The sequence below is a fragment of the Azospirillum sp. P4_B5 genome (assembly GCF_056402275.1).
The window spans coordinates 193,908-211,068 of the sequence record NZ_JBFUHT010000008.1 but is presented as its reverse complement, the minus strand read 5'-3'; the positions used below and the strand labels follow the sequence as shown (position 1 = coordinate 211,068).

Below are 17,161 nucleotides of genomic sequence, written 5' to 3'. Positions count from 1 at the left end.
GATGGGCACCGTCACTCGCCGCCACGGAACACAGGGGCGCGCTTTTCCAGGAAGGCGCTGACGCCTTCGCGGGCGTCCGCTCCCTTCTCCAACCGGCGGGCGACCGTCGCTTCATAGGCGCCGGCGGCGTCGATCCCCTCGCGCTCCCCCAGGATCACCCCGGCCTTGATCGCGGCCACCACGGAGGGGGCGTTCTTGGCGATGGCACGCGCCAGGGCGAGCGCTTCCTTCAACGCCTCGCCCTGTCCGGCCAGACGGTTGACGAAGCCGGTTCGGTAGGCCTCGTCCGCGGGCAGGGGATTGGCGGTCAGCATCAGTTCCAAGGCGCGGGCGGACGACATCAGCCGCGGCAACCGGCCGATCTGTCCACCCTCCGGGAGCATGCCCAAACGGGCGCCCGGCGAGCCGAACGACGCGTTGACGCTCGCCACGCGCATGTCGCAGGACAAAGCGAGGATGAGCGCCGCGGCGTAGCAGTGCCCGTTGACGGCCGCGATGACCGGCTTCGTCATGTCCCGTGGGCGCAGGAACGGGGCCTCTCCCAGGTTCGTCGCCGCGTGGGCGCCGGAGGCGATTTCATTCAGGTCGTGTCCGCTTGAGAAGGCGATGTCGCCAGCGCCCGTCACCACGACCACCCGCACGGCGCCGTCGCCGTCCGCATCGTTCAGGTGGCTTAGGAAATCCGCGGCCATCGTGCCTTCGAACGCGTTGCGTTTGGCTTCGTTGGAGATGGTCAGGATGCGGATCGCGCCCTCGGTCTGGGCGGTAATCTCGGGCATGTCAGAAGTCCTCTTCGAGGCCGGTTGGTTTTTTTCACGGGGAGACGGGGTGCAGGCGTCAGCGCCAGATCTTGTCCTGCCAGTCGTAGGCGCCGACGCGGAGGTCGGGCTTTTCCGCCAGCAGATGCTTCTTCTGCACACGCTGGGAGTCCGTGAGGGGGAAGGAGTCGCGATACTCGTAGTAGCGGGGCACCTTGAAGGCCGCGAGATGCCGCCCGCAGTGATCGGCGATGCGCTCCGGCGTGCAGGTCGAGGGATCGACCCCCGGCGCCAACTGGATGTAGGCCTTGATTTCCTCGCCGCGATAATCGTCGGGAACCGGAACGATCGCGGCGTCCTGGATTCCGTCGAGCGTGCGCAGCACCACCTCGACCTCGCGGGCCGAAATGTTCTCGCCGCTGCGGCGCACCATGTCCTTGGTCCGCCCCAGGATATAGTGATATCCGGAGGAGTCCACGCGGGCCAGATCGCCGGTGCGGAACCAGCCCTTGCGGAACGCCTGCGCCGTCGCCTCCTCGTTTCCGAAATAGCCCTTCAGCAGGCCGCGGCCACGCACGCAAAGCTCCCCGGTCGCGCCCGTCGGCACGGGGTTGCCGTCCTCGTCCGCGATCATCGCGTCCCGGAAGGGGGCGACCACCCCGCAACTGGCCGAGCCGGTCATCTCGGCGATCCGGTGCGCCGGCATGTAGGTGCCGCCGCCGATCTCGGTCATGCCGTAGAACTCCTGCCCGTACACGTCGAAGCGGCGCTGGAAGTCGGCGTGGCTTTCCGGTCCGAACGCGAAGATGGTGGCCAGCTTGAGCGCGTTGCGCGCATCCGCTGGCCGGGCCGGCTGCTTGTAGACCATCTCGAACAGCGCGCAGTAGTCGCACTCCAGTTGCGCGACATCGAGCATGAAGCGTTTGGCGCCGGGCTTGCGCGGGAAAAAGGCGCAGCCGCCGCTCACCATCGCGTTCAGCAGGATCCTCTGCCCGACCATGTAGAAGAAGCTCGAACCCACATAGAAGCGCCGCAGGTCGGTGGCGAAGAACTCGGTGGAGCTGAAGCCCAGGCAAAGCCAGTAGTCGTTGGTCAGCATGCAGGCTTTCGAGAAGCCGGTGGTGCCCGACGTGTACTGGAGATTGAGAACCGCGTCCGCGGAACGGGGGGTGTGGGGTGCCCGGCGGCCCTGCGCCTCGTCCATCAGCGCCTGCCAGCGGCGATGCTGGCCCGGCGCCGCATCGCCGATGACGATGACGCTGGACGGGGGGAGCGACACCGTCTCAAGCGCATCGAGATGCGGCAGGAACTCCGCCTCCAGGATGAGGAAGGCGGCGAGCGAGGTCTTCAGCACATACTCGACCTCGCGGGAGGTGTAAGTGGCGTTCACCGGCACCATCACCGCCTGCAGGCGGGACAACGCCAGCCACGCGATGGGAAACTCCTCCCGGTTCCAGGCCATGACCGCGACATGCACGCCGGGGCCGATGCCGAGCGCCGCGAAGGCCGCGGCGGCGGTTTCGACCTTGGCCAGCACCTCGCCCCAGCTCCGCTCGACACCGTCGTCGATGAAGCGCCACGCCGGGGCGTCCGGGTGTCGGACGGCGGTTTGCGCCAGGAGGTCGAACACCGAATCCGGAAGCGTTGCCGTTTCCAGACGGCGGGCGAGAGCATCGGGTTCTTCCGTGCGAAAATCTGCGAACATCACTCTTCCTGTCGATAAGAGGTGGCGCGTCGCGACCGGTTATCCCGCGCGCCGTGCGGCGCGGCGCTGGATGCGGTCGCTCAGGAAAACCGCCGCAAAGGTGGCCAAGATGAGCAGCGACGCGACCGCCGCGACAACCGGCGTCAGATCGTGGCGCATGTCGGCCCAGATCCGCATTGGCAGGGTCTCGTTGCGGCCCATGACGAACAGGGCGATGACCAGTTCGTCGAAGGAGATGAAGAAGGCGAAGACGCCCGCGGAGATGACCGCCGGCCGGATGGTCGGCAGCGTGACGTACCAGAAGGCCTCGTGCGGCCGGGCGCCCAGGACCCGGGCGGCCCGGGCGAGCGTGTCGCCGGTCTGGCGGAGCGCTCCCGACACCGTCGTCGTGACGAAGGGCAACGCGAGGACCGCGTGCACCAGCACGATGCCGCCCATGGAGCCGTACAGGCCGAATCGGCTGAAGACGAGGAGCGTGCCGAGGGCGAGAATGATGACCGGCACGACCTGCGGCCCCAGGAAGATCGGTCCCGCGATCCGCACCGCGCGGCCGTCGCGGCTCAGGACGAGCGCCGCCGCCGTGCCGACGACGGTCGCGAGCAGCGCGCTGGCGGTTGCGATGACCAGGCTGCGCCAGGTCGCCTCGATCCAGCCGGGCGTGGCGAAGAAGTCCTCGTACCAGTGCAGCGTGAAGCCGGTCGGCGGGAATTTGAGGTAGCGCGTCTCGCTGACCGACATCGGCACCACCAGCAGCAGCGGCAGCAGCAGATAGAGGAGGACGCCGACGAAATAGACGGGCAGGAGGTAGCGTCCGGACTGTTCCCACAGTGTTCGTTTCATCGCGTCCCTCCATGGCCGCTCAGCCGGGTGACGCGCCGGAAGAGCAGGGCGACGGCGCCCACCATCAGGAAGCCGGCGACCAGCAGCACCATCCCGAGAGCCGAACCCAGCCCCCAGTCGAGGGTCACCGTGATCTGCGTCGCGATGATGTTCGCGATCATGTTTTCCTTCGGCCCGCCGACCAGGGCCGGGGTGATGAAGAAGCCCAGGGCCAGGACGAAGGTGAGCATCCACGCGTTGACCGCGCCGCCGGCGCTCAGCGGCAGGAAGACGTGGAGAAAGCCACGCCACGGGGTGGCGCCGAGGATGCGCGACGCCAGCAGCAGGGAGCGGTTGATGGTCGTCATGCTGGAGAACATGACCAGGATGGCGACCGGCAGGAGCACCTGCACCATCGCGATGTACACGGCCCCACGGCTGTAAAGCATCTGAAGCGGCGTATCGATGAGTCCCGCACCGATCAGCATGGAGTTCACCAATCCCTCGCGGCCCAGGACGACGATCCAGCCGAAGGTCCGCACCAGCACGCTGACCCAAAGCGGCGTCAGAATGAGCAGGAGGAGCAACGTGCGGCGCCGCGGCGGGCAGGACGCCAGACAGTAGGCGGCGGGGTAGCCGGCCAGGATGCACGCGAAGGCCACGCCGGCGGCGAGTTGCAACGTTCCGAACAGGATGGTGCGGTAGGGGCCCTCACCAAGCGCTTCCTGGTAATGCTCCGCCGTCAGTCCGGCGTCGCCCTGCAGGCTCCACAGCGCGACCTCGCCCACCGGGACGAGGAAGGCCAGGAGGAACAGCACGGCCGCCGGAGCGAGCAGCCAGAGGGAGGAGAAGGGCGCGCGCCGTCGGCGCGACGCCCCTATCCCATCACGCGGCATGGAAACGCCATCGCTCATTGCAGACGCCAAGTTTCCCACCGCTTCTGAATGCGCGGCAGGTTTTCGGCCCAGAATTCGGCGTTCAGCGCGAACTGCACCTCCATGTTTTCCGGGCTGGTCGGAAGTTGCCTGGCTTCCTCCGCCGACAGGATCTTGTAGATGTCGGGGTTGAAGCTGGAGTAGGGCATGGCGCGGGCTATCTCGGCCAGACGCTGCGGCTCGTTCCAGCAGTATTTCATGAACTGCATGGCCGCCGCGGCGTTGTTGGCCCCCTTGACGATCGAGTAGTAGCTGACGTCGAGCGAGCCGCCGTTCCAGATCAGCTCGACCGGGAGCTTGTCCTTCTGCAACTGCTGGATACGGCCGTTGAAGGCGGTCGCGTAGAACACTTCGCCGCTGGCCAGCAACTGGACCGGCTGCTGCCCGCTCGTCCACCATACGGTGATCGCCGGCTTGATCTCGTCGAGCTTCTTGAAGGCGCGGTCCACGCCTTCCGGCGAACGGAGCACGTCATAGACCTCGGACGGCTTCACGCCGTCGGCGATCAGCGCAAATTCCAGGTTCTCCGCCGGGGAGTTGCGCAGCGTGCGGGGGCCGGGGAACCGCTTGACGTCCCAGAAGTCCTTCCAGCCGGTGAAGGTCTTGCCTTCCGGCAGCTTGTCCGTGCGCACGCCGATGGTGGTGGAATAAGCCACCGATCCGATCGCGTGGGTCTTGCGGGCGATCGGCGGCAGCTTGTTGTCAGGGTCGACCACCGACCAGTCGATGGGCTCCAGCCAACCGTTCTTCTGCGACACCGGCAGTCCGGACCGCTCGGTGGGCGCGATGTCCCACAGAATGTTCTTGGTGGTCTGCTGGGCGCGGATCTGGGCGAGGGAGTCTTCCGTCGCGGCCTGCGTGACGGTGATCCCCGTCTCCTTGGTGAAGGGCTGGATACAGATGCGATTGAGCGTTTCCGCCCAAGCGCCGCCGTAATTGGCGATCACGACCGTCTTGTCCCGGGACTGAGCCAGCGCCGCACCACCAGCGGCGCCGACGAGCGCCGCTCCGAGAGAGAGGCTCCACAGCAGCTTGTTCATAGAACGCTCCTCTATCAGCTTTTCATCGACTGGTTCTGGAAAGGTCCGGAACGAGGACTACGTCGGATGGGCGGAGAACGAGGTTCGCCGTCTCTCCGCGTTCCGGGATCCGGTCCCTGTCGCGTCTTTGTTCCCGGAAGTGGATGAGCGCACCGTGATCGGTGCGGGCGCTGTATTCGATCACGTCGCCGAGGAACACGGCCTCCTGGACGGTGACCGATACGGCGATGTCCGGCCCTTCGGCCGGGCGGCGCTGCAGCTTCTCGGGGCGAATGCTCGCGTACCAGGAGCCTGGACGGGCCGTGAATGCGTTTTCCCGATAGGTGATGCCGAGTTCGGGTATGGCCACCGATCCGGGCTGCGCCACGTCGGCGGCAAGCAGGTTGGTCTGCCCGATGAAATCGGCGACGAAGCGGCTTTGCGGCGCGTCGTACATTTCGGACGGCGTGCCGACCTGCTCGATCCGTCCGTCGCGCAACACGACGATGCGCGACGACATGGCCAGGGCCTCGCGCTGATCGTGGGTCACATAGACCACGGTGCAGCCGAGCTGGTGCTGGATTTCCTTGATCTCGAACTGCAGCGCCTCGCGCAGTTTGAGGTCGAGGGCGCCCAGCGGCTCGTCCATGAGCAGGACGGGAGGTTCGAACACGATGGCCCGGGCGAAGGCGACGCGCTGCTGTTGTCCGCCGGACAGGTCGCGAGGCATGCGACCGGCCAACGGGCCGAGCCGCACGATCTCCAGCACCCGCTCCACCCGCTCCTTGATCTCCCGGCGCGGCGCGCGGCGCATGCGCAGCGGGAAGGCGATGTTGTCGAACACCGACATGTGGGGGAACAGGGAATAGTTCTGGAACACCATCCCCAGATTTCGCCGCTCCGGCGGCTCGTCGATCACCGAACGCCCGTCGATGCGGATATCGCCCGAGTCGGTCGTGGAGAAGCCCGCAAGTGCATTGAGCGCGGTGGTTTTGCCGGACCCGCTCGATCCAAGGATCGTCAGGAACTCTCCCGGACGAATCGTCAAAGAGAAATCATGAAGCGCCTTTACCGATCCATAGGCCTTCCTGACGGATTGGAACTCGATCGTCGCGCCGGTGGACCTCGTTTGCAGGTTCGCCTCCCTGGTCAAGGTGCCACTTGAAGGTTTATTCACGTCCACCATCGTAGGTACCATCGGCCTGTCCAGTGATGACGCATTGTCTAAAAATGACAGTATGTATAAAAATATACCGCGTCAAGAGGTCACAGTGCGATTGTCCAACATTCATGGTCAGGACCGATTCGGTCGAAGGGTGAGGGCGTAAGATGCGGGAGGGTGTGGACAAACCGGGAAGCGAGCCCGAGTGCGGCGAAGGCTCCGCTCCGCTGTTCTTCGAAGAGGTGCTCGCGATATGGAGCCGGGAACGGACGCGCCCGAAACGGGAGCGGACGCGCTACATGCTGCTCTCGATCGTCGCCCGTCACCTTCGGACGTTTCCGGGAAAACTGATGACCGTCGAGGCGCTGCTTGACGAGGCCGGGCTATCCCGTGGCACTTTCTACAACTATTTCAAAGACATGGACGAGTGCGCCGCTGTCCTCGTCAATCTGTTCTTTGAGCATGTGACGTATCGGCGGTCGGCAACCAAGGGGCCGAGGAGCAGTTACGATGCGATACTCGACGCCAATACGGTCTATTGCCGCGCTTACGAGGCGAACGCCGGCGTCTACAGCCTGTTCTCCGAACTCGCCACACGTGACCCGGAGGTGCTGCGCATGCGCGAACGCATGAATTCAGAGTGGGTCGATCGCATCATAGCGGTCGTCGCCCGCCGTCGCGGTCGTCCATTTACCGAGGGTGAGCGCAGCAAATTTGAAGGTGTTCTGAGATTGATGATCGCTATGACGATCGAGAGCCTTCGAGAAAGATTTGTTCATGGCGACGCGCTGCTGTGTCGGTCGTTTCCCACCGCCGACAGCTTGGCAAAAGCTCTGTCGGATCAGTGGTACAAGGCGATGGAGGAATTCGATTGTCCAACCCAGCAGGCTACAGACGCCACTTGAAAACGTGTTCATGCCAAGCGGCTTCAGGCTTGGTGTGGCAAACTTCCCCATCACGTGAATTTAGAACGTTTGACAATGTGTTGTACGGAGGTGACTGCGTCGGTGTCAGCCCCTTCAGCATGTATTTCGGCCAGGGCCGGCCCATGGGTTGGCGCCTCGTCGGTGTTGATGGCCGCCGGCTTCTCCGACTCCTTCAAGCCGTTCGGCGCCTTGGCCGGGAAGCGCTTGGCGGAGGCGGCGGTGTTTCGTGTGGGAGAGAGGCGGAGGTCGATGATGATCCCAGGCTTGTCGGCGGCCCGGTAGAGGTGGGCCGACGTACCGCCCGGGGCACGATCCCACCCTCCGACGTGGCGACCCCTGACCTCCGACACCGCTTGGCCCCTTCCAGCGTCCAACCCTTCCGCCGCATGCCGGCCAACTTTGCAACAGAGCTGCTTCGCTGCGGAATACGCTCATGGCACCCGAAATCCGGCACTATCGCAAAGCCCTTCGGTAGGGAGAGGACCATGACGGCCAAATGCGACAGCTCTGGATGATCCTGCGGGCTGCCTTGACCTTTGCCCTCTTTTCACGGCATTATGATGCATCATGCATCGGATGACGAGGAAGGGCGGAGGATGAGCGGGTTCGATCTCACCCTTCTCGAACACGACAATCTCGGCGGCACGATTTACCAGAAATTGTGCGAGGCCCTGATGAAGGGCGCCTTCAAGCCGAACGATCGCCTCAAGATCCGTGATCTGGCCGACCGGCTGGGGACGAGCGTCACGCCGGTGCGCGACGCCATCCTGCGGCTGGTGCAGGATCAGGCCCTGGTGCTGCGCTCGCCGCGCGATATCCGCGTTCCGATGCTGACCCGGGCCACGTACCTGGAGATTCGCGACATCCGCGTCAATCTGGAAGGGCTGGCCGCCGCCCGCGCCGCCGAGCAGGCGACGCCCGCGCAGATCGCGGCCTTGGACTCCCTGCTCAAGCGCAACGAGGAGGCGATGGCCGCCGGCAACACCGCGCTGGCCACCGAACTCAACCAGATATTCCATTTCAAGGTGTCCGAGTTCGCGGATATGCCGGTGCTCGGCGACATTCTGCGGCGGCTGTGGCTGCAGATGGGACCCTTGATCGCCGACGTCTACGGCGGTGCCGGGCGCACGATGATCGACCACCATTACCCGTTGATGGACGCCATCCGCCGCCACGACGGCCCCGCCGCAGCCCACGCCATCCAGGCCGACATCCTGCTGGCCAGCGGCCCGATCCTGGAGAGGATCGACGGCGTGCACCCCGAGGCGCTCGCCGTCTGATCCCTCGCCGATCCCATCCGCTTTCTCAGCCGATCCACCCGCCACGATGATGCATCAAACATTGACCGCTTCGAACCACAAGGAGACACCGGCGATGACACCGGCCCCGATCCAGGGTGACGTTCTGACCACCGCCGCGCCGGCAATCTCCACGGAGGAGGCCGGCGCCATCCTGCAACGGTGGTTCGGCGTGGCCGGCACCGTCCGCGAGTTGAGCAGCGAGCGCGACCGCAACTTCCACATTGCCGCGCCCAATGAGCGAGGGGGGGCGGGGCGGGGCTATGTGCTGAAGTTCACCAACCCGGCGGAGCCGCAACCCGTCACCGGCTTCCAGACCGGGGCGATGCAGCATGTGGCCGAGCGTGACGCCACTCTGCCGGTGCCGCGGGTCGTGCCGACGCTGGACGGGGAGGCCCAGGCGATCGTCCAGATCGACGGCAGCGCCATGGTTCTGCGGCTGCTGACCTATCTCGAGGGGACACCGCTCCACGCCGCACCGCCTTCACCGGGGCTGATGCGGGCGCTGGGAACGACGCTGGCCCGGCTGGATCGGGCGCTGGCCGACTATGAGCATCCCGGTTCGGAGCGCGACCTGCTGTGGGACATCACCCGCACCGCCAGCGTCGCCGACCGGCTGCATTACGTGGCGGACGACCGGCGCCGCGGCATGGTCGAGCGCTTCGTCGCCCGCTTCACCGACGAGATCGCCCCCCGGCTGCCCACCCTGCGCCATCAGGTGATCCACAACGACCTGAACCCCCACAACGCGGTGGTCGATCCGATTGGGCACGAGACGGTCACCGGGATCATCGATTTCGGCGACGCGCTGCGGGCGCCGCTGGTCAACGATCTGGCGACGGCGCTCGCCTACCACGTCACCAGCGGCGAGACGCCCTTCGGCTCGGTGGTCGAGATGACCCGCGCCTACAACGCCGTGCTGCCGCTGACGGAGGACGAGGTGGAACTGCTGCCCGATCTGGTGGCGGGCCGCCTCGCCCTGACCATCGGCATCACCAGCTGGCGGGCGGCCGAATACCCCGCCAACGCCGCCTACATCCTGCGCAACGCCGAACGTGCCTTCGCCGGCCTGGACCGGCTGACCGGCGACGAGGCCGCCACCGCGCGCCGCCTGCTCCATCTCGCCTGCCAGAAAGTGTGAACCGCCATGACCATGATCAACGCCTACGCACCCGACTCCGCCGGGCCCCTGCCGGAGCGCGAGCGCGCCCTGATCGCCCGTCGCGAGAAGCTGCTCGGTCCGGCCTACCGGCTGTTCTACGCCGACCCGATCCATGTCGTGCGCGGGGAGGGCTCGTCCCTCTACGACGCCGAGGGCAACCGCTATCTGGACGCCTACAACAACGTCGCCTCGGTCGGGCATTCGCGGCCGGAGGTGGTGGAGGCGATGGCCAAGCAGGCGGCCGTGCTGAACACCCACACGCGCTACCTGACGGACGGCATCCTCGACTTCGCCGAAGCCTTCCTGGCGGAGTTCCCGGCGGAGCTGTCGCACCTGATGCTGACCTGCACCGGCAGCGAGGCCAACGATCTGGCCCTGCGCGTTGCCCGCGTCCACACCGGCGGGACCGGCGTCGTCATCGCGCACAACGCCTACCACGGCGTGACCTCGGCGCTGGCCGAGATGTCGCCCTCGCTGGGTGCCGCGGTGAAGCTGGGCGACCATGTCCGCGTCGTGCCGGCGCCCGACGGCTATCGCATGCCGGAAGCCGAGGTCGGCGCCGCCTTCGCCCGCTCCGTCGAGGCGGCCATCGCCGACCTGCGGGAGAAGGGGATCGCCCCGGCGGCGCTGCTGGTCGACACCATCTTCTCCAGCAGCGGCGTCTTCACCGACCCGGCCGGCTTCCTCGCCCCGGCGGTCGAGGTGATGCGCAAGGCCGGCGGTATCTTCATCGCCGACGAGGTGCAGCCCGGCTTCGGGCGGCTCGGCACGCACATGTGGGGCTTTGCGCGCCACGGGCTGGTGCCCGACATCGTGACGGTCGGCAAGCCGATGGGCAACGGCCATCCGGTGGCCGGCGCGGTGTTCCGGCCGGAGGTGATCGAGGCGTTCGGCAAGAGCCAGCGCTATTTCAACACCTTCGGCGGCAACCCGGTGTCCTGCGCGGTGGCCCTGGCGGTGCTGCGCGTGATCAAGGCGGACCGTCTGCAGGAGAACGCACTGACCGTCGGCACGGAGATGATCGACGGCCTGCGCGCGCTCGCCGCCAAGCATGAGCTGATCGGCGACGTGCGCGGCAGCGGGCTGTTCATCGGCGTCGAGATGGTGCGCGACCGCAAGCTGAAGACTCCGGCGTCGGAGGAGACGGCCCGCGTGGTGAACGGAATGCGCCAGCGCCGGGTGCTGATCAGCGCGACCGGGCAGGAGGGGCACATCCTGAAGATCCGCCCGCCGCTGGTCTTCTCGTCCGAGGACGCCACGCTGTTCCTCGCCACGCTCGATGAGGTGCTGACGGCGTTGTGAGTGACGGGCTTTAAGCCGCACCGTCCTGCTGAGCCTCTTCCGTCGGGCGGCTTTCCGTCACCAGTCGGTGGGGCAGGAGCGGCAGTCGGTCATCAGCGCGTCCTGGAAAATGGCGAAGCGGATCTTCGCGCCCTCCAGGTTGGCCTGCGACAGGTTGGTCAGGGACAGCTTGGCCTCCTGGAGGTTGGCGCCCTCCAGGTTGGCGCCGGTGAGGTCGGCCTTGTCGGCGCGCAGCGCCTCCAGATTGGCGGCGGTCAGGTCGGCCTGCCGCAGGTCGGCGCCGTTGGCGCGGGCAAATTCCAGGTTGGCGCCGCGCAGGCGGGCGCCGGACAGGCGCGTCCCCTGGAGGAAGGCGGTGCGCAAATCGGCGCCGTCGAGGATCGCCCCGCTGAGGTCGGCCCCACGCAGATCGGCGTGGCGCAGGTCGGCGCGCATCAGGTTGGCGCCGCGCAGGTCGGCGCCGGCCAGCGACAGGCTGCGCAGGTTGCGGTGGCGCAGGTCGATGCCGGGGCAGGCCGCCTTGGCCGTGAGGACGCAGCCGGCGACCTCGGTGACGCGCTCCTCCTCGCCGCCGCCGAGGCTGGCGGTTTCGACCTCGGCCGCCAGCGGGGCGGTGAGGGGTCCGGACAGGGACAGCAGGGCGCATAGGGCGAAGGCGGGTCGGAAGAGGCGGTTCATGGGGAGAACTCCCATCGCTGCAATGCGGGATGCCGGGGCGGGAAGGAGGGCCGATCGAGCCCGCTTCCCCGCCCCGGCGGGCGGTCACTTGACGGCGATCACTTGGCGCTGGAGACTTTCACGTCGGCCAGCTTGAACACCCAGAAGGAGCCGCCCTGGGTCACGCGGGTGGTCAGGTCGGCGAGATCGCCGCCCCACAGCGGCACGGCGCCGCCGTAACCGGTGGTGATGCCGACATACTGCACCCCGTCCAGCTCCCAGGTGACCGGGGAGGAGATGATGCCGGAGCCGGTCTGGAACTTCCAAAGCTCCGCCCCGGACTTGGCGTCGAACGCCTTGACGTAGCCGTCGCCGGTCCCGGTGAAGACCAGCCCGCCGGCGGTCGCCAGCGTGCCGGACCACAGCGGCAGCTCCTCCTTGTGCTCCCAGGCGATCTTGCCGGTCGTCGGGTCGATGGCGCGCAGGACGCCGACATGGTCCTCGAACATCTTGTGGATGCGGAAGCCCATGCCGAGATAGGCGGAGCCGGGGTTGTAGCCGACATGCTCCGTCCAGTAGTCCTCCTTCCAGTGGTTGGCGGCGATGTAGAACAGGCCGGTGTCCTCACTGTAGGACATCGGGTTCCAGTTCTTGCCGCCGAGGAAGGGCGGGGAGACCTCGACCGCCTTGCCGCGCTTCTCGCCCTCGGCGGGGGGCGGCGGGCGCTGGCCCTCCACCTCGATGGGGCGGCCGGTCTTCAGGTCGATGCCCTTGGCCCAGGTGATGCCGTCCACGAAGGGGAAGGCGGCCAGCACGCTGTTCGGCTTGTTCGCCTCGCCGCCCGCCGTCGCCAGCTTCGTCCGGTCGGTGACGTAGAAGAAGCCGTTGCGGTCGGCGTGGGCGGTCGCCTTGACCGTCTTGCCCGACGCGTCCTTGTAGTCGAACAGCACCAGCTCGTTGTTGCCGGAGAAGTCCCAGGTGTCGTTGGGGGTGTGCTGGTAGAAGCCCTTCAACTCGCCCGTGGTCGGATCGACATAGGCCTGGCCGGAGGTGTAGAGGCTGTCGCCGGGCCAGCGCGCCCAGCCGTTCCACGGCGCCGGGTTGCCGGTGCCGATGACGATGGTGTTGGTCTCCACGTCGAAGGTGGCGCTCTGCCACGGCGCGCCGCCGCCGTGGTTCCAGGCCTCGACGAGCTGCCCGTCCTTGTCGCGCGGCCAGGACGGCGCCTTGGCGTTGCCGGTCGGGGTGGTGTCCTTGCCGTCGAGCCGGCCCATGTGGCCCTCGACCAGCGGGCGCATCCAGATTTCCTCGCCGGTGTCGGGATCGCGGGCGAACAGGCGGCCGACCACGCCGAACTCGTCGCCCGACGAGCCGTGGATCAGCAGCATGCGCCCGGTCTTCTGGTCCTTCACGACGGTTGGCGCGCCGGTCATGGTGTAGCCGACCTTGTGGTCGGCGAACTTCTTGCGCCAGACGACCTTGCCGGTGTCCTTGTTCAGCGCGACGAGGGAGGCGTCGAGCGTGCCGAAGAACACCTTGTCGCCGTAGATCGCCGCCCCGCGGTTGACCACGTCGCAGCAGGGCCGGATGTCGTCGGGCAGGCGGTGGGCGTAGGTCCACAGCCGCTTGCCGGTGCGTGCGTCGAGCGCGAACATCCGCGAGTAGGAGGCGGTGACGTAGATCACCCCGTCATGGACCAGCGCCTGCGTCTCCTGCCCGCGCTGTTTCTCGTCGCCGAAGGAGAAGGACCAGGCGGGGACCAGCCGCGACACGCTGTTGGTGTCGATCTGCTTCAGCGGGCTGAAGCGCTTGCCCTCCACCCCCATGCCGTACATCAGCACGTCGCCGGCCGACTTGGCGTCGTTGGCGATGTCGTCCCAGGTGATGTCCGCCGCTTGAGCGCTTCCCCAGGCCGCCGGAGCGGTGGATGCCAGGAAGCCGGCCATCACTGCGGTTATGATTCGGCGTCGAATTTGTCCGGCTTTGCTTCCTGACTTGGTGTCCAAGGATGAAGTCATGCGTTTCCCCCGTGAAAGGCCGTTTTTGCCGGGGCGGATCGTCCGCCCGATCCGCCCCGGTTCCGGCACCGCGTCTTGCGCCCCCAATGTTCGTCTTGGCGGTTCTTCGGTTCTATTGGACGATACGGGGACGACGTTCTTGCAACGCGCGTATGACGACGTCCCGGAGGTGGCGGGAAAAATTCCTGCCGCCGCGGCAGGAGACCCGTCCGTCGGCTTGCGTCTCGTTCGAAGGACGCATAGCGCGGAGACCGGTTGCTTGGTTAACATTCCGCCGATGGTCCTATAAGCGTCTCGGAAGGATCAGACGGCGATGTCGTTGCGAATTCGCATGCTGGCCCTGATCGGGCTGTTCCTGGCGCTGCTGGCGGTGGCCGGCGCGGCTGTGATGATCGCCAACGCGCGCGACGCCGTCCGCGCGGAAATGGCCTCCGCCCTTGATCTCGGCATCGCTGTCGGGCGGGCGGAAGCCGGGCGGGGGCCAAGTCCGAACGCCGTCATGGCGCTCGACCGGTTGGGCCTGCGCCACCTGCGCTTCATTGCAGGCGAGGCGCCGCCCGACTCCCTGGGCGAGGGGGATGCCGCCCATGGGGCCGTTCCCGGCTGGTTCGTGGCCCTGATCGGCGTGACGCCGCAGGCCCATGCGCTGACCGGTGCCGATGGGCGCGTCCTGTTGACCGTGGTCGCCGAACCGCAGGACGAGGTGGCCGAGGTCTGGGAGGACATGCGGGACCTCGCCTTGGCGATGCTGGTGGCGGGGCTGCTGCTGCTGGGCGCCGCCTGGATGGCGGTGGGCCGGGCGCTTGCCCCGCTCGCCCGCATCGAGGCGGCGGTGCGGCGCCTGCGCGAAGGCGTTTACGAACCCGGACCGCGGGGCGGCCTTGCTGGAGGCGGCGTGCCGGAGCTGGTCCGGCTGGGCACCGGCATCGCCGCCCTGGCCGAGGAGCTGGCCGCGGCCGGTCGGGAGAACCGCCGGCTCGGCCAGAGGCTGATCGAGGCGCAGGACCGCGAGCGCCGCGACATCGCCCGCGAAATCCATGACGAGCTGGGGGCGGCGCTGTTCGCCATCAAGGTGGACGCCGGGCGCATCCTGCGCCTGAGCGAGGAGCCGAAGCCGGAAGCCACCATCAGCGAGCGGGTGGAGATCGCCGGACGCGCCCGCGCCGTGCTGTCCATGGCCGCGGACGTGCACCGGTTGAGCCGGCGCATCCTGGTCCGACTGCGCCCGGCCCTGCTCGACCAGTTGCCGCTGGGCGAAGCGCTGTCCGGGCTGATCGATGAGTGGGCGCGGCGGGAGCCGCAGGTGCGCTGGTCGCTGGACGTGGACGAGGACGGAACGCCGGACGGCATTGACGGGCTGGACGAGGTGCTGCGCCTGACAGTCTTCCGGCTGGCGCAGGAATCGCTGGTCAACGCCCTCCGCCACGCCCGGCCAACCAACGTCTCGGTGACGGTGCGGCGCCGGACCGACCGGGTGGAGCTCTTGGTGACCGACGATGGGCCGGGGTTCGGGCTGGGATTTAGGGAAGGGCCGGCCGGTGCGGCGGAGCTGGGTGGATTGGGCATTGCCGGGATGGCGGAGCGGGTGAAGGCGCTGGGCGGCACGCTGCGGATCGGATCGGACGGCGGGCAGGGCACCCGCGTGGCCGCTTGCCTGCCCTGTGTCCCGGTCGGGCTGGAGGGCGTGGCATGACCCCGACGATCCTCCTGGTGGACGATCATCCGGTGGTGCGCGCCGGTTGCCAAAGCCTGCTCGCCGAAGCCGGGCTCAGCCGCGTCGTCGAGGCCGCCGACGTAGCGGTGGCGCTGGCGCTGTGGCGCTCGGAACGGCCGGACGTGGTCATCCTCGACCTCAACCTGCCGGGGGGCGCCGTTGGAAGGGATGGCGGCGGGATGGAAGTGCTTCGCGTGATGCGGGCGGAGAACCCGGCGGTGCCGGTGCTGATCTTCAGCATGCACGAGGACCCGGCCATCGCCGCGCGGGCGCTCAAGGCGGGGGCCAGGGGCTACGTCACCAAGAACGACGCTCCGGAGACGCTGGTGACGGCGGTGCGTTGCGTGCTGGCGGGCCGCGTCCATCTCGACCACGCGCTGGCGCGCGAGCTGGCGCTGATGGCGCTGGCCCCGAGCGACGACCCGCTGGCGGTGCTGACCCAGCGCGAGCGGGAGATCCTGGCGCTGGTGGGCCGCGGCCTGACCGCGGCGGCCATCGCCGAGGCGCTGGGCATCAGCCAGAAGACCGTCGCCAACGCCTGCACCCAGATTAAGGACAAGCTGGGCGCCGACAGCACGCGCGCCCTGATCCGCATCGCCATCGACCACGGGCTGGCGGCTTAAGCGTCCCCGTGGGCGAAACCGTCACGGTGCCTGGGTGGCGTCCTCACGCTTGCCCTTGCGCGCCCGGCTGGGCATCTCGCCGAACTGGGTCTTGAAATCGCGGGAGAAATGGGCGGCGTCGGCGAAGCCGCAGTCGAAGGCGATCTCGGTGATCGTCCGGCGCGTGTGTTCCAGCAGCCAGCGGCCGTAATCCAGCCGCAGCCGGCGCTGGAAGGCCGAGGGCGAGATCCCCAGCGCGGCCTGGAAGGACCGTTCGAGTTGCCGGGCGCTGACCCCGACGTAACGGGCGATGGCCTCGACGGAGGGCGGGGAGTCCAACCTCTGCTCGATGAAATGCGTCGCCTGACGGACGCGGGCGTCGGTCACGCCGTCGAGGTTGGCGTAGAAATGCGCCTGCGGCAGCGCGCCGGGGCGGATGTCCTGAAGCATCATGTGGCGGACGGCCTGCCGCGCCTTCTGCCCGCCGCAATGCCGCCCGACGAGGTAGAGGCCGAGGTCGATGGCCGCCGTCGATCCGGCGCAGGTGATCAGGTCACCCTCGTCGATGAACAGATGGTCCACCGAGGCGTTGGCGGTCGGGAAACGCTCGCGGAAGGTGTCCAGCACGTTCCAATGAACGCAGACGCGGCGCGTGCCGACGAGGCCGGCGCGCGCGATGGCGAAGGTGCCCGTGCAGATGCCCAGAAGCCGCACCCGCTGCGCCGCCACCGCGCGCAGATAGGCGGTCACCGGCCCCGGCACCTCGTTCCGGTAATCGTTGCCGCCGCACACCGCGACGTAATCAAAGGGCGCCGGGGTGAGCAGGTCGCTGTTGGGGGTCACCAGCACGCCGCAGCTCGACCGGCGCGGCTGCCCGCCGACGCTCATCACCGTCCAGCTTGCGTCGATTTGACGGCTGCGCCCTCCAGGATCGGCGGCGAGCCGGAGCGCGTCGATCAGCCCGGAAAAGGCGGTCAGCGTGAACTGGTCGAGCAGCACGAAGCCGATGCGCAACCTGGGATCGGTCGCACACGAAGCGTCGCGGTCGGGGGCATCGGTCATGTCGGATCTGGGCGTCGGCATG

At 67.7% G+C, this 17,161-nt stretch carries 16 protein-coding genes; 6 read left to right on the top strand and 10 right to left on the bottom strand.

What is annotated here, in order from left to right; all coding sequences use genetic code 11:
• Positions 1-11: 11 nt before the first annotated feature.
• From AC1DVI_RS08690 to AC1DVI_RS08665, 6 genes are read right to left on the bottom strand one after another with little or no spacing between them, the layout of a single operon-like run.
• Positions 12-779, bottom strand: coding sequence for an enoyl-CoA hydratase/isomerase family protein (locus tag AC1DVI_RS08690; RefSeq protein WP_476957613.1), 768 nt, complete (start codon positions 777-779; stop codon positions 12-14).
• 58 nt (positions 780-837) lie between these two features.
• Positions 838-2,463 carry a class I adenylate-forming enzyme family protein gene (locus tag AC1DVI_RS08685; protein ID WP_476957612.1) on the bottom strand — a complete coding sequence of 542 codons (1,626 nt, stop codon included), beginning with the start codon at positions 2,461-2,463 and terminating at the stop codon, positions 838-840.
• A 39-nt stretch (positions 2,464-2,502) separates the two neighbouring features.
• Entirely contained in the window at positions 2,503-3,303 is an 801-nt protein-coding gene (locus AC1DVI_RS08680) for an ABC transporter permease (protein ID WP_476957611.1), read from the bottom strand.
• On the bottom strand, positions 3,300-4,178 hold the full coding sequence (locus AC1DVI_RS08675; RefSeq protein ID WP_476957610.1) for an ABC transporter permease: 879 nt from the start codon (positions 4,176-4,178) through the stop codon (positions 3,300-3,302). The genes AC1DVI_RS08680 and AC1DVI_RS08675 overlap by 4 nt, the downstream gene beginning before the upstream one ends.
• A 14-nt stretch (positions 4,179-4,192) precedes the next feature.
• Positions 4,193-5,257 carry an ABC transporter substrate-binding protein gene (locus tag AC1DVI_RS08670; RefSeq protein ID WP_476957609.1) on the bottom strand — a complete coding sequence of 355 codons (1,065 nt, stop codon included), beginning with the start codon at positions 5,255-5,257 and terminating at the stop codon, positions 4,193-4,195.
• Between the two features lie 22 nt (positions 5,258-5,279).
• Positions 5,280-6,422 carry an ABC transporter ATP-binding protein gene (locus AC1DVI_RS08665; protein ID WP_476957608.1) on the bottom strand — a complete coding sequence of 381 codons (1,143 nt, stop codon included), beginning with the start codon at positions 6,420-6,422 and terminating at the stop codon, positions 5,280-5,282.
• A 155-nt stretch (positions 6,423-6,577) separates the two neighbouring features.
• Between AC1DVI_RS08665 and AC1DVI_RS08660 the strand changes: the two genes are divergently transcribed.
• Positions 6,578-7,303 carry a TetR/AcrR family transcriptional regulator gene (locus AC1DVI_RS08660; RefSeq protein ID WP_476957607.1) on the top strand — a complete coding sequence of 242 codons (726 nt, stop codon included), beginning with the start codon at positions 6,578-6,580 and terminating at the stop codon, positions 7,301-7,303.
• 50 nt (positions 7,304-7,353) lie between these two features.
• Here AC1DVI_RS08660 and AC1DVI_RS08655 read toward each other — a convergent pair whose 3' ends face one another.
• Positions 7,354-7,674, bottom strand: a complete 321-nt coding sequence (locus AC1DVI_RS08655; RefSeq protein WP_476957606.1) for a DDE-type integrase/transposase/recombinase — start codon at positions 7,672-7,674, stop codon at positions 7,354-7,356.
• A gap of 246 nt (positions 7,675-7,920) precedes the next feature.
• On the opposite strand from AC1DVI_RS08655, the gene AC1DVI_RS08650 reads away from it, so the two are divergent.
• The 3 genes from AC1DVI_RS08650 to AC1DVI_RS08640 all read left to right on the top strand — a co-directional run bounded on the left by AC1DVI_RS08650 (position 7,921) and on the right by AC1DVI_RS08640 (position 11,086).
• Entirely contained in the window at positions 7,921-8,604 is a 684-nt protein-coding gene (locus tag AC1DVI_RS08650) for a GntR family transcriptional regulator (protein WP_476957605.1), read from the top strand.
• A 94-nt stretch (positions 8,605-8,698) separates the two neighbouring features.
• A complete protein-coding gene (locus AC1DVI_RS08645) occupies positions 8,699-9,763 on the top strand; it encodes a phosphotransferase (RefSeq protein ID WP_476957604.1) in 1,065 nt (354 codons plus the stop codon).
• 6 nt (positions 9,764-9,769) lie between these two features.
• A complete protein-coding gene (locus tag AC1DVI_RS08640) occupies positions 9,770-11,086 on the top strand; it encodes an aspartate aminotransferase family protein (RefSeq protein WP_476957603.1) in 1,317 nt (438 codons plus the stop codon).
• Between the two features lie 57 nt (positions 11,087-11,143).
• On the opposite strand, the gene AC1DVI_RS08635 is transcribed toward AC1DVI_RS08640, so the two are convergent.
• Both AC1DVI_RS08635 and AC1DVI_RS08630 read right to left on the bottom strand, forming a co-directional pair.
• Entirely contained in the window at positions 11,144-11,764 is a 621-nt protein-coding gene (locus tag AC1DVI_RS08635) for a pentapeptide repeat-containing protein (RefSeq protein WP_476957602.1), read from the bottom strand.
• 98 nt (positions 11,765-11,862) lie between these two features.
• Entirely contained in the window at positions 11,863-13,761 is a 1,899-nt protein-coding gene (locus AC1DVI_RS08630; RefSeq protein ID WP_476957601.1) for a methanol/ethanol family PQQ-dependent dehydrogenase, read from the bottom strand.
• A 313-nt stretch (positions 13,762-14,074) separates the two neighbouring features.
• Here AC1DVI_RS08630 and AC1DVI_RS08625 point away from each other — a divergent pair, with 313 nt between their 5' ends.
• A complete protein-coding gene (locus tag AC1DVI_RS08625; RefSeq protein WP_476957600.1) occupies positions 14,075-15,454 on the top strand; it encodes an ATP-binding protein in 1,380 nt (459 codons plus the stop codon).
• A complete protein-coding gene (locus tag AC1DVI_RS08620; RefSeq protein WP_476957599.1) occupies positions 15,451-16,098 on the top strand; it encodes a response regulator in 648 nt (215 codons plus the stop codon). Before AC1DVI_RS08625 ends, AC1DVI_RS08620 begins: the two co-directional genes overlap by 4 nt.
• A 21-nt stretch (positions 16,099-16,119) precedes the next feature.
• On the opposite strand, the gene AC1DVI_RS08615 is transcribed toward AC1DVI_RS08620, so the two are convergent.
• A complete protein-coding gene (locus tag AC1DVI_RS08615; RefSeq protein ID WP_476957598.1) occupies positions 16,120-17,160 on the bottom strand; it encodes a GlxA family transcriptional regulator in 1,041 nt (346 codons plus the stop codon).
• Position 17,161 lies beyond the last annotated feature (1 nt).

Bases quoted from the DNA above. Each gene is read 5' to 3' on its own strand.
- AC1DVI_RS08665 (WP_476957608.1), bottom strand. From the start codon at position 6,422: ATGGTGGACGTGAATAAACCTTCAAGTGGCACCTTGACCAGGGAGGCG.
- AC1DVI_RS08645 (WP_476957604.1), top strand. From the start codon at position 8,699: ATGACACCGGCCCCGATCCAGGGTGACGTTCTGACCACCGCCGCGCCG.
- AC1DVI_RS08650 (WP_476957605.1), top strand. From the start codon at position 7,921: ATGAGCGGGTTCGATCTCACCCTTCTCGAACACGACAATCTCGGCGGC.
- AC1DVI_RS08615 (WP_476957598.1), bottom strand. From the start codon at position 17,160: ATGCCGACGCCCAGATCCGACATGACCGATGCCCCCGACCGCGACGCT.
- AC1DVI_RS08685 (WP_476957612.1), bottom strand. From the start codon at position 2,463: ATGTTCGCAGATTTTCGCACGGAAGAACCCGATGCTCTCGCCCGCCGT.
- AC1DVI_RS08630 (WP_476957601.1), bottom strand. From the start codon at position 13,761: ATGACTTCATCCTTGGACACCAAGTCAGGAAGCAAAGCCGGACAAATT.
- AC1DVI_RS08675 (WP_476957610.1), bottom strand. From the start codon at position 4,178: ATGCCGCGTGATGGGATAGGGGCGTCGCGCCGACGGCGCGCGCCCTTC.
- AC1DVI_RS08620 (WP_476957599.1), top strand. From the start codon at position 15,451: ATGACCCCGACGATCCTCCTGGTGGACGATCATCCGGTGGTGCGCGCC.
- AC1DVI_RS08625 (WP_476957600.1), top strand. From the start codon at position 14,075: ATGTCGTTGCGAATTCGCATGCTGGCCCTGATCGGGCTGTTCCTGGCG.
- AC1DVI_RS08670 (WP_476957609.1), bottom strand. From the start codon at position 5,257: ATGAACAAGCTGCTGTGGAGCCTCTCTCTCGGAGCGGCGCTCGTCGGC.
- AC1DVI_RS08640 (WP_476957603.1), top strand. From the start codon at position 9,770: ATGACCATGATCAACGCCTACGCACCCGACTCCGCCGGGCCCCTGCCG.
- AC1DVI_RS08680 (WP_476957611.1), bottom strand. From the start codon at position 3,303: ATGAAACGAACACTGTGGGAACAGTCCGGACGCTACCTCCTGCCCGTC.
- AC1DVI_RS08635 (WP_476957602.1), bottom strand. From the start codon at position 11,764: ATGAACCGCCTCTTCCGACCCGCCTTCGCCCTATGCGCCCTGCTGTCC.
- AC1DVI_RS08690 (WP_476957613.1), bottom strand. From the start codon at position 779: ATGCCCGAGATTACCGCCCAGACCGAGGGCGCGATCCGCATCCTGACC.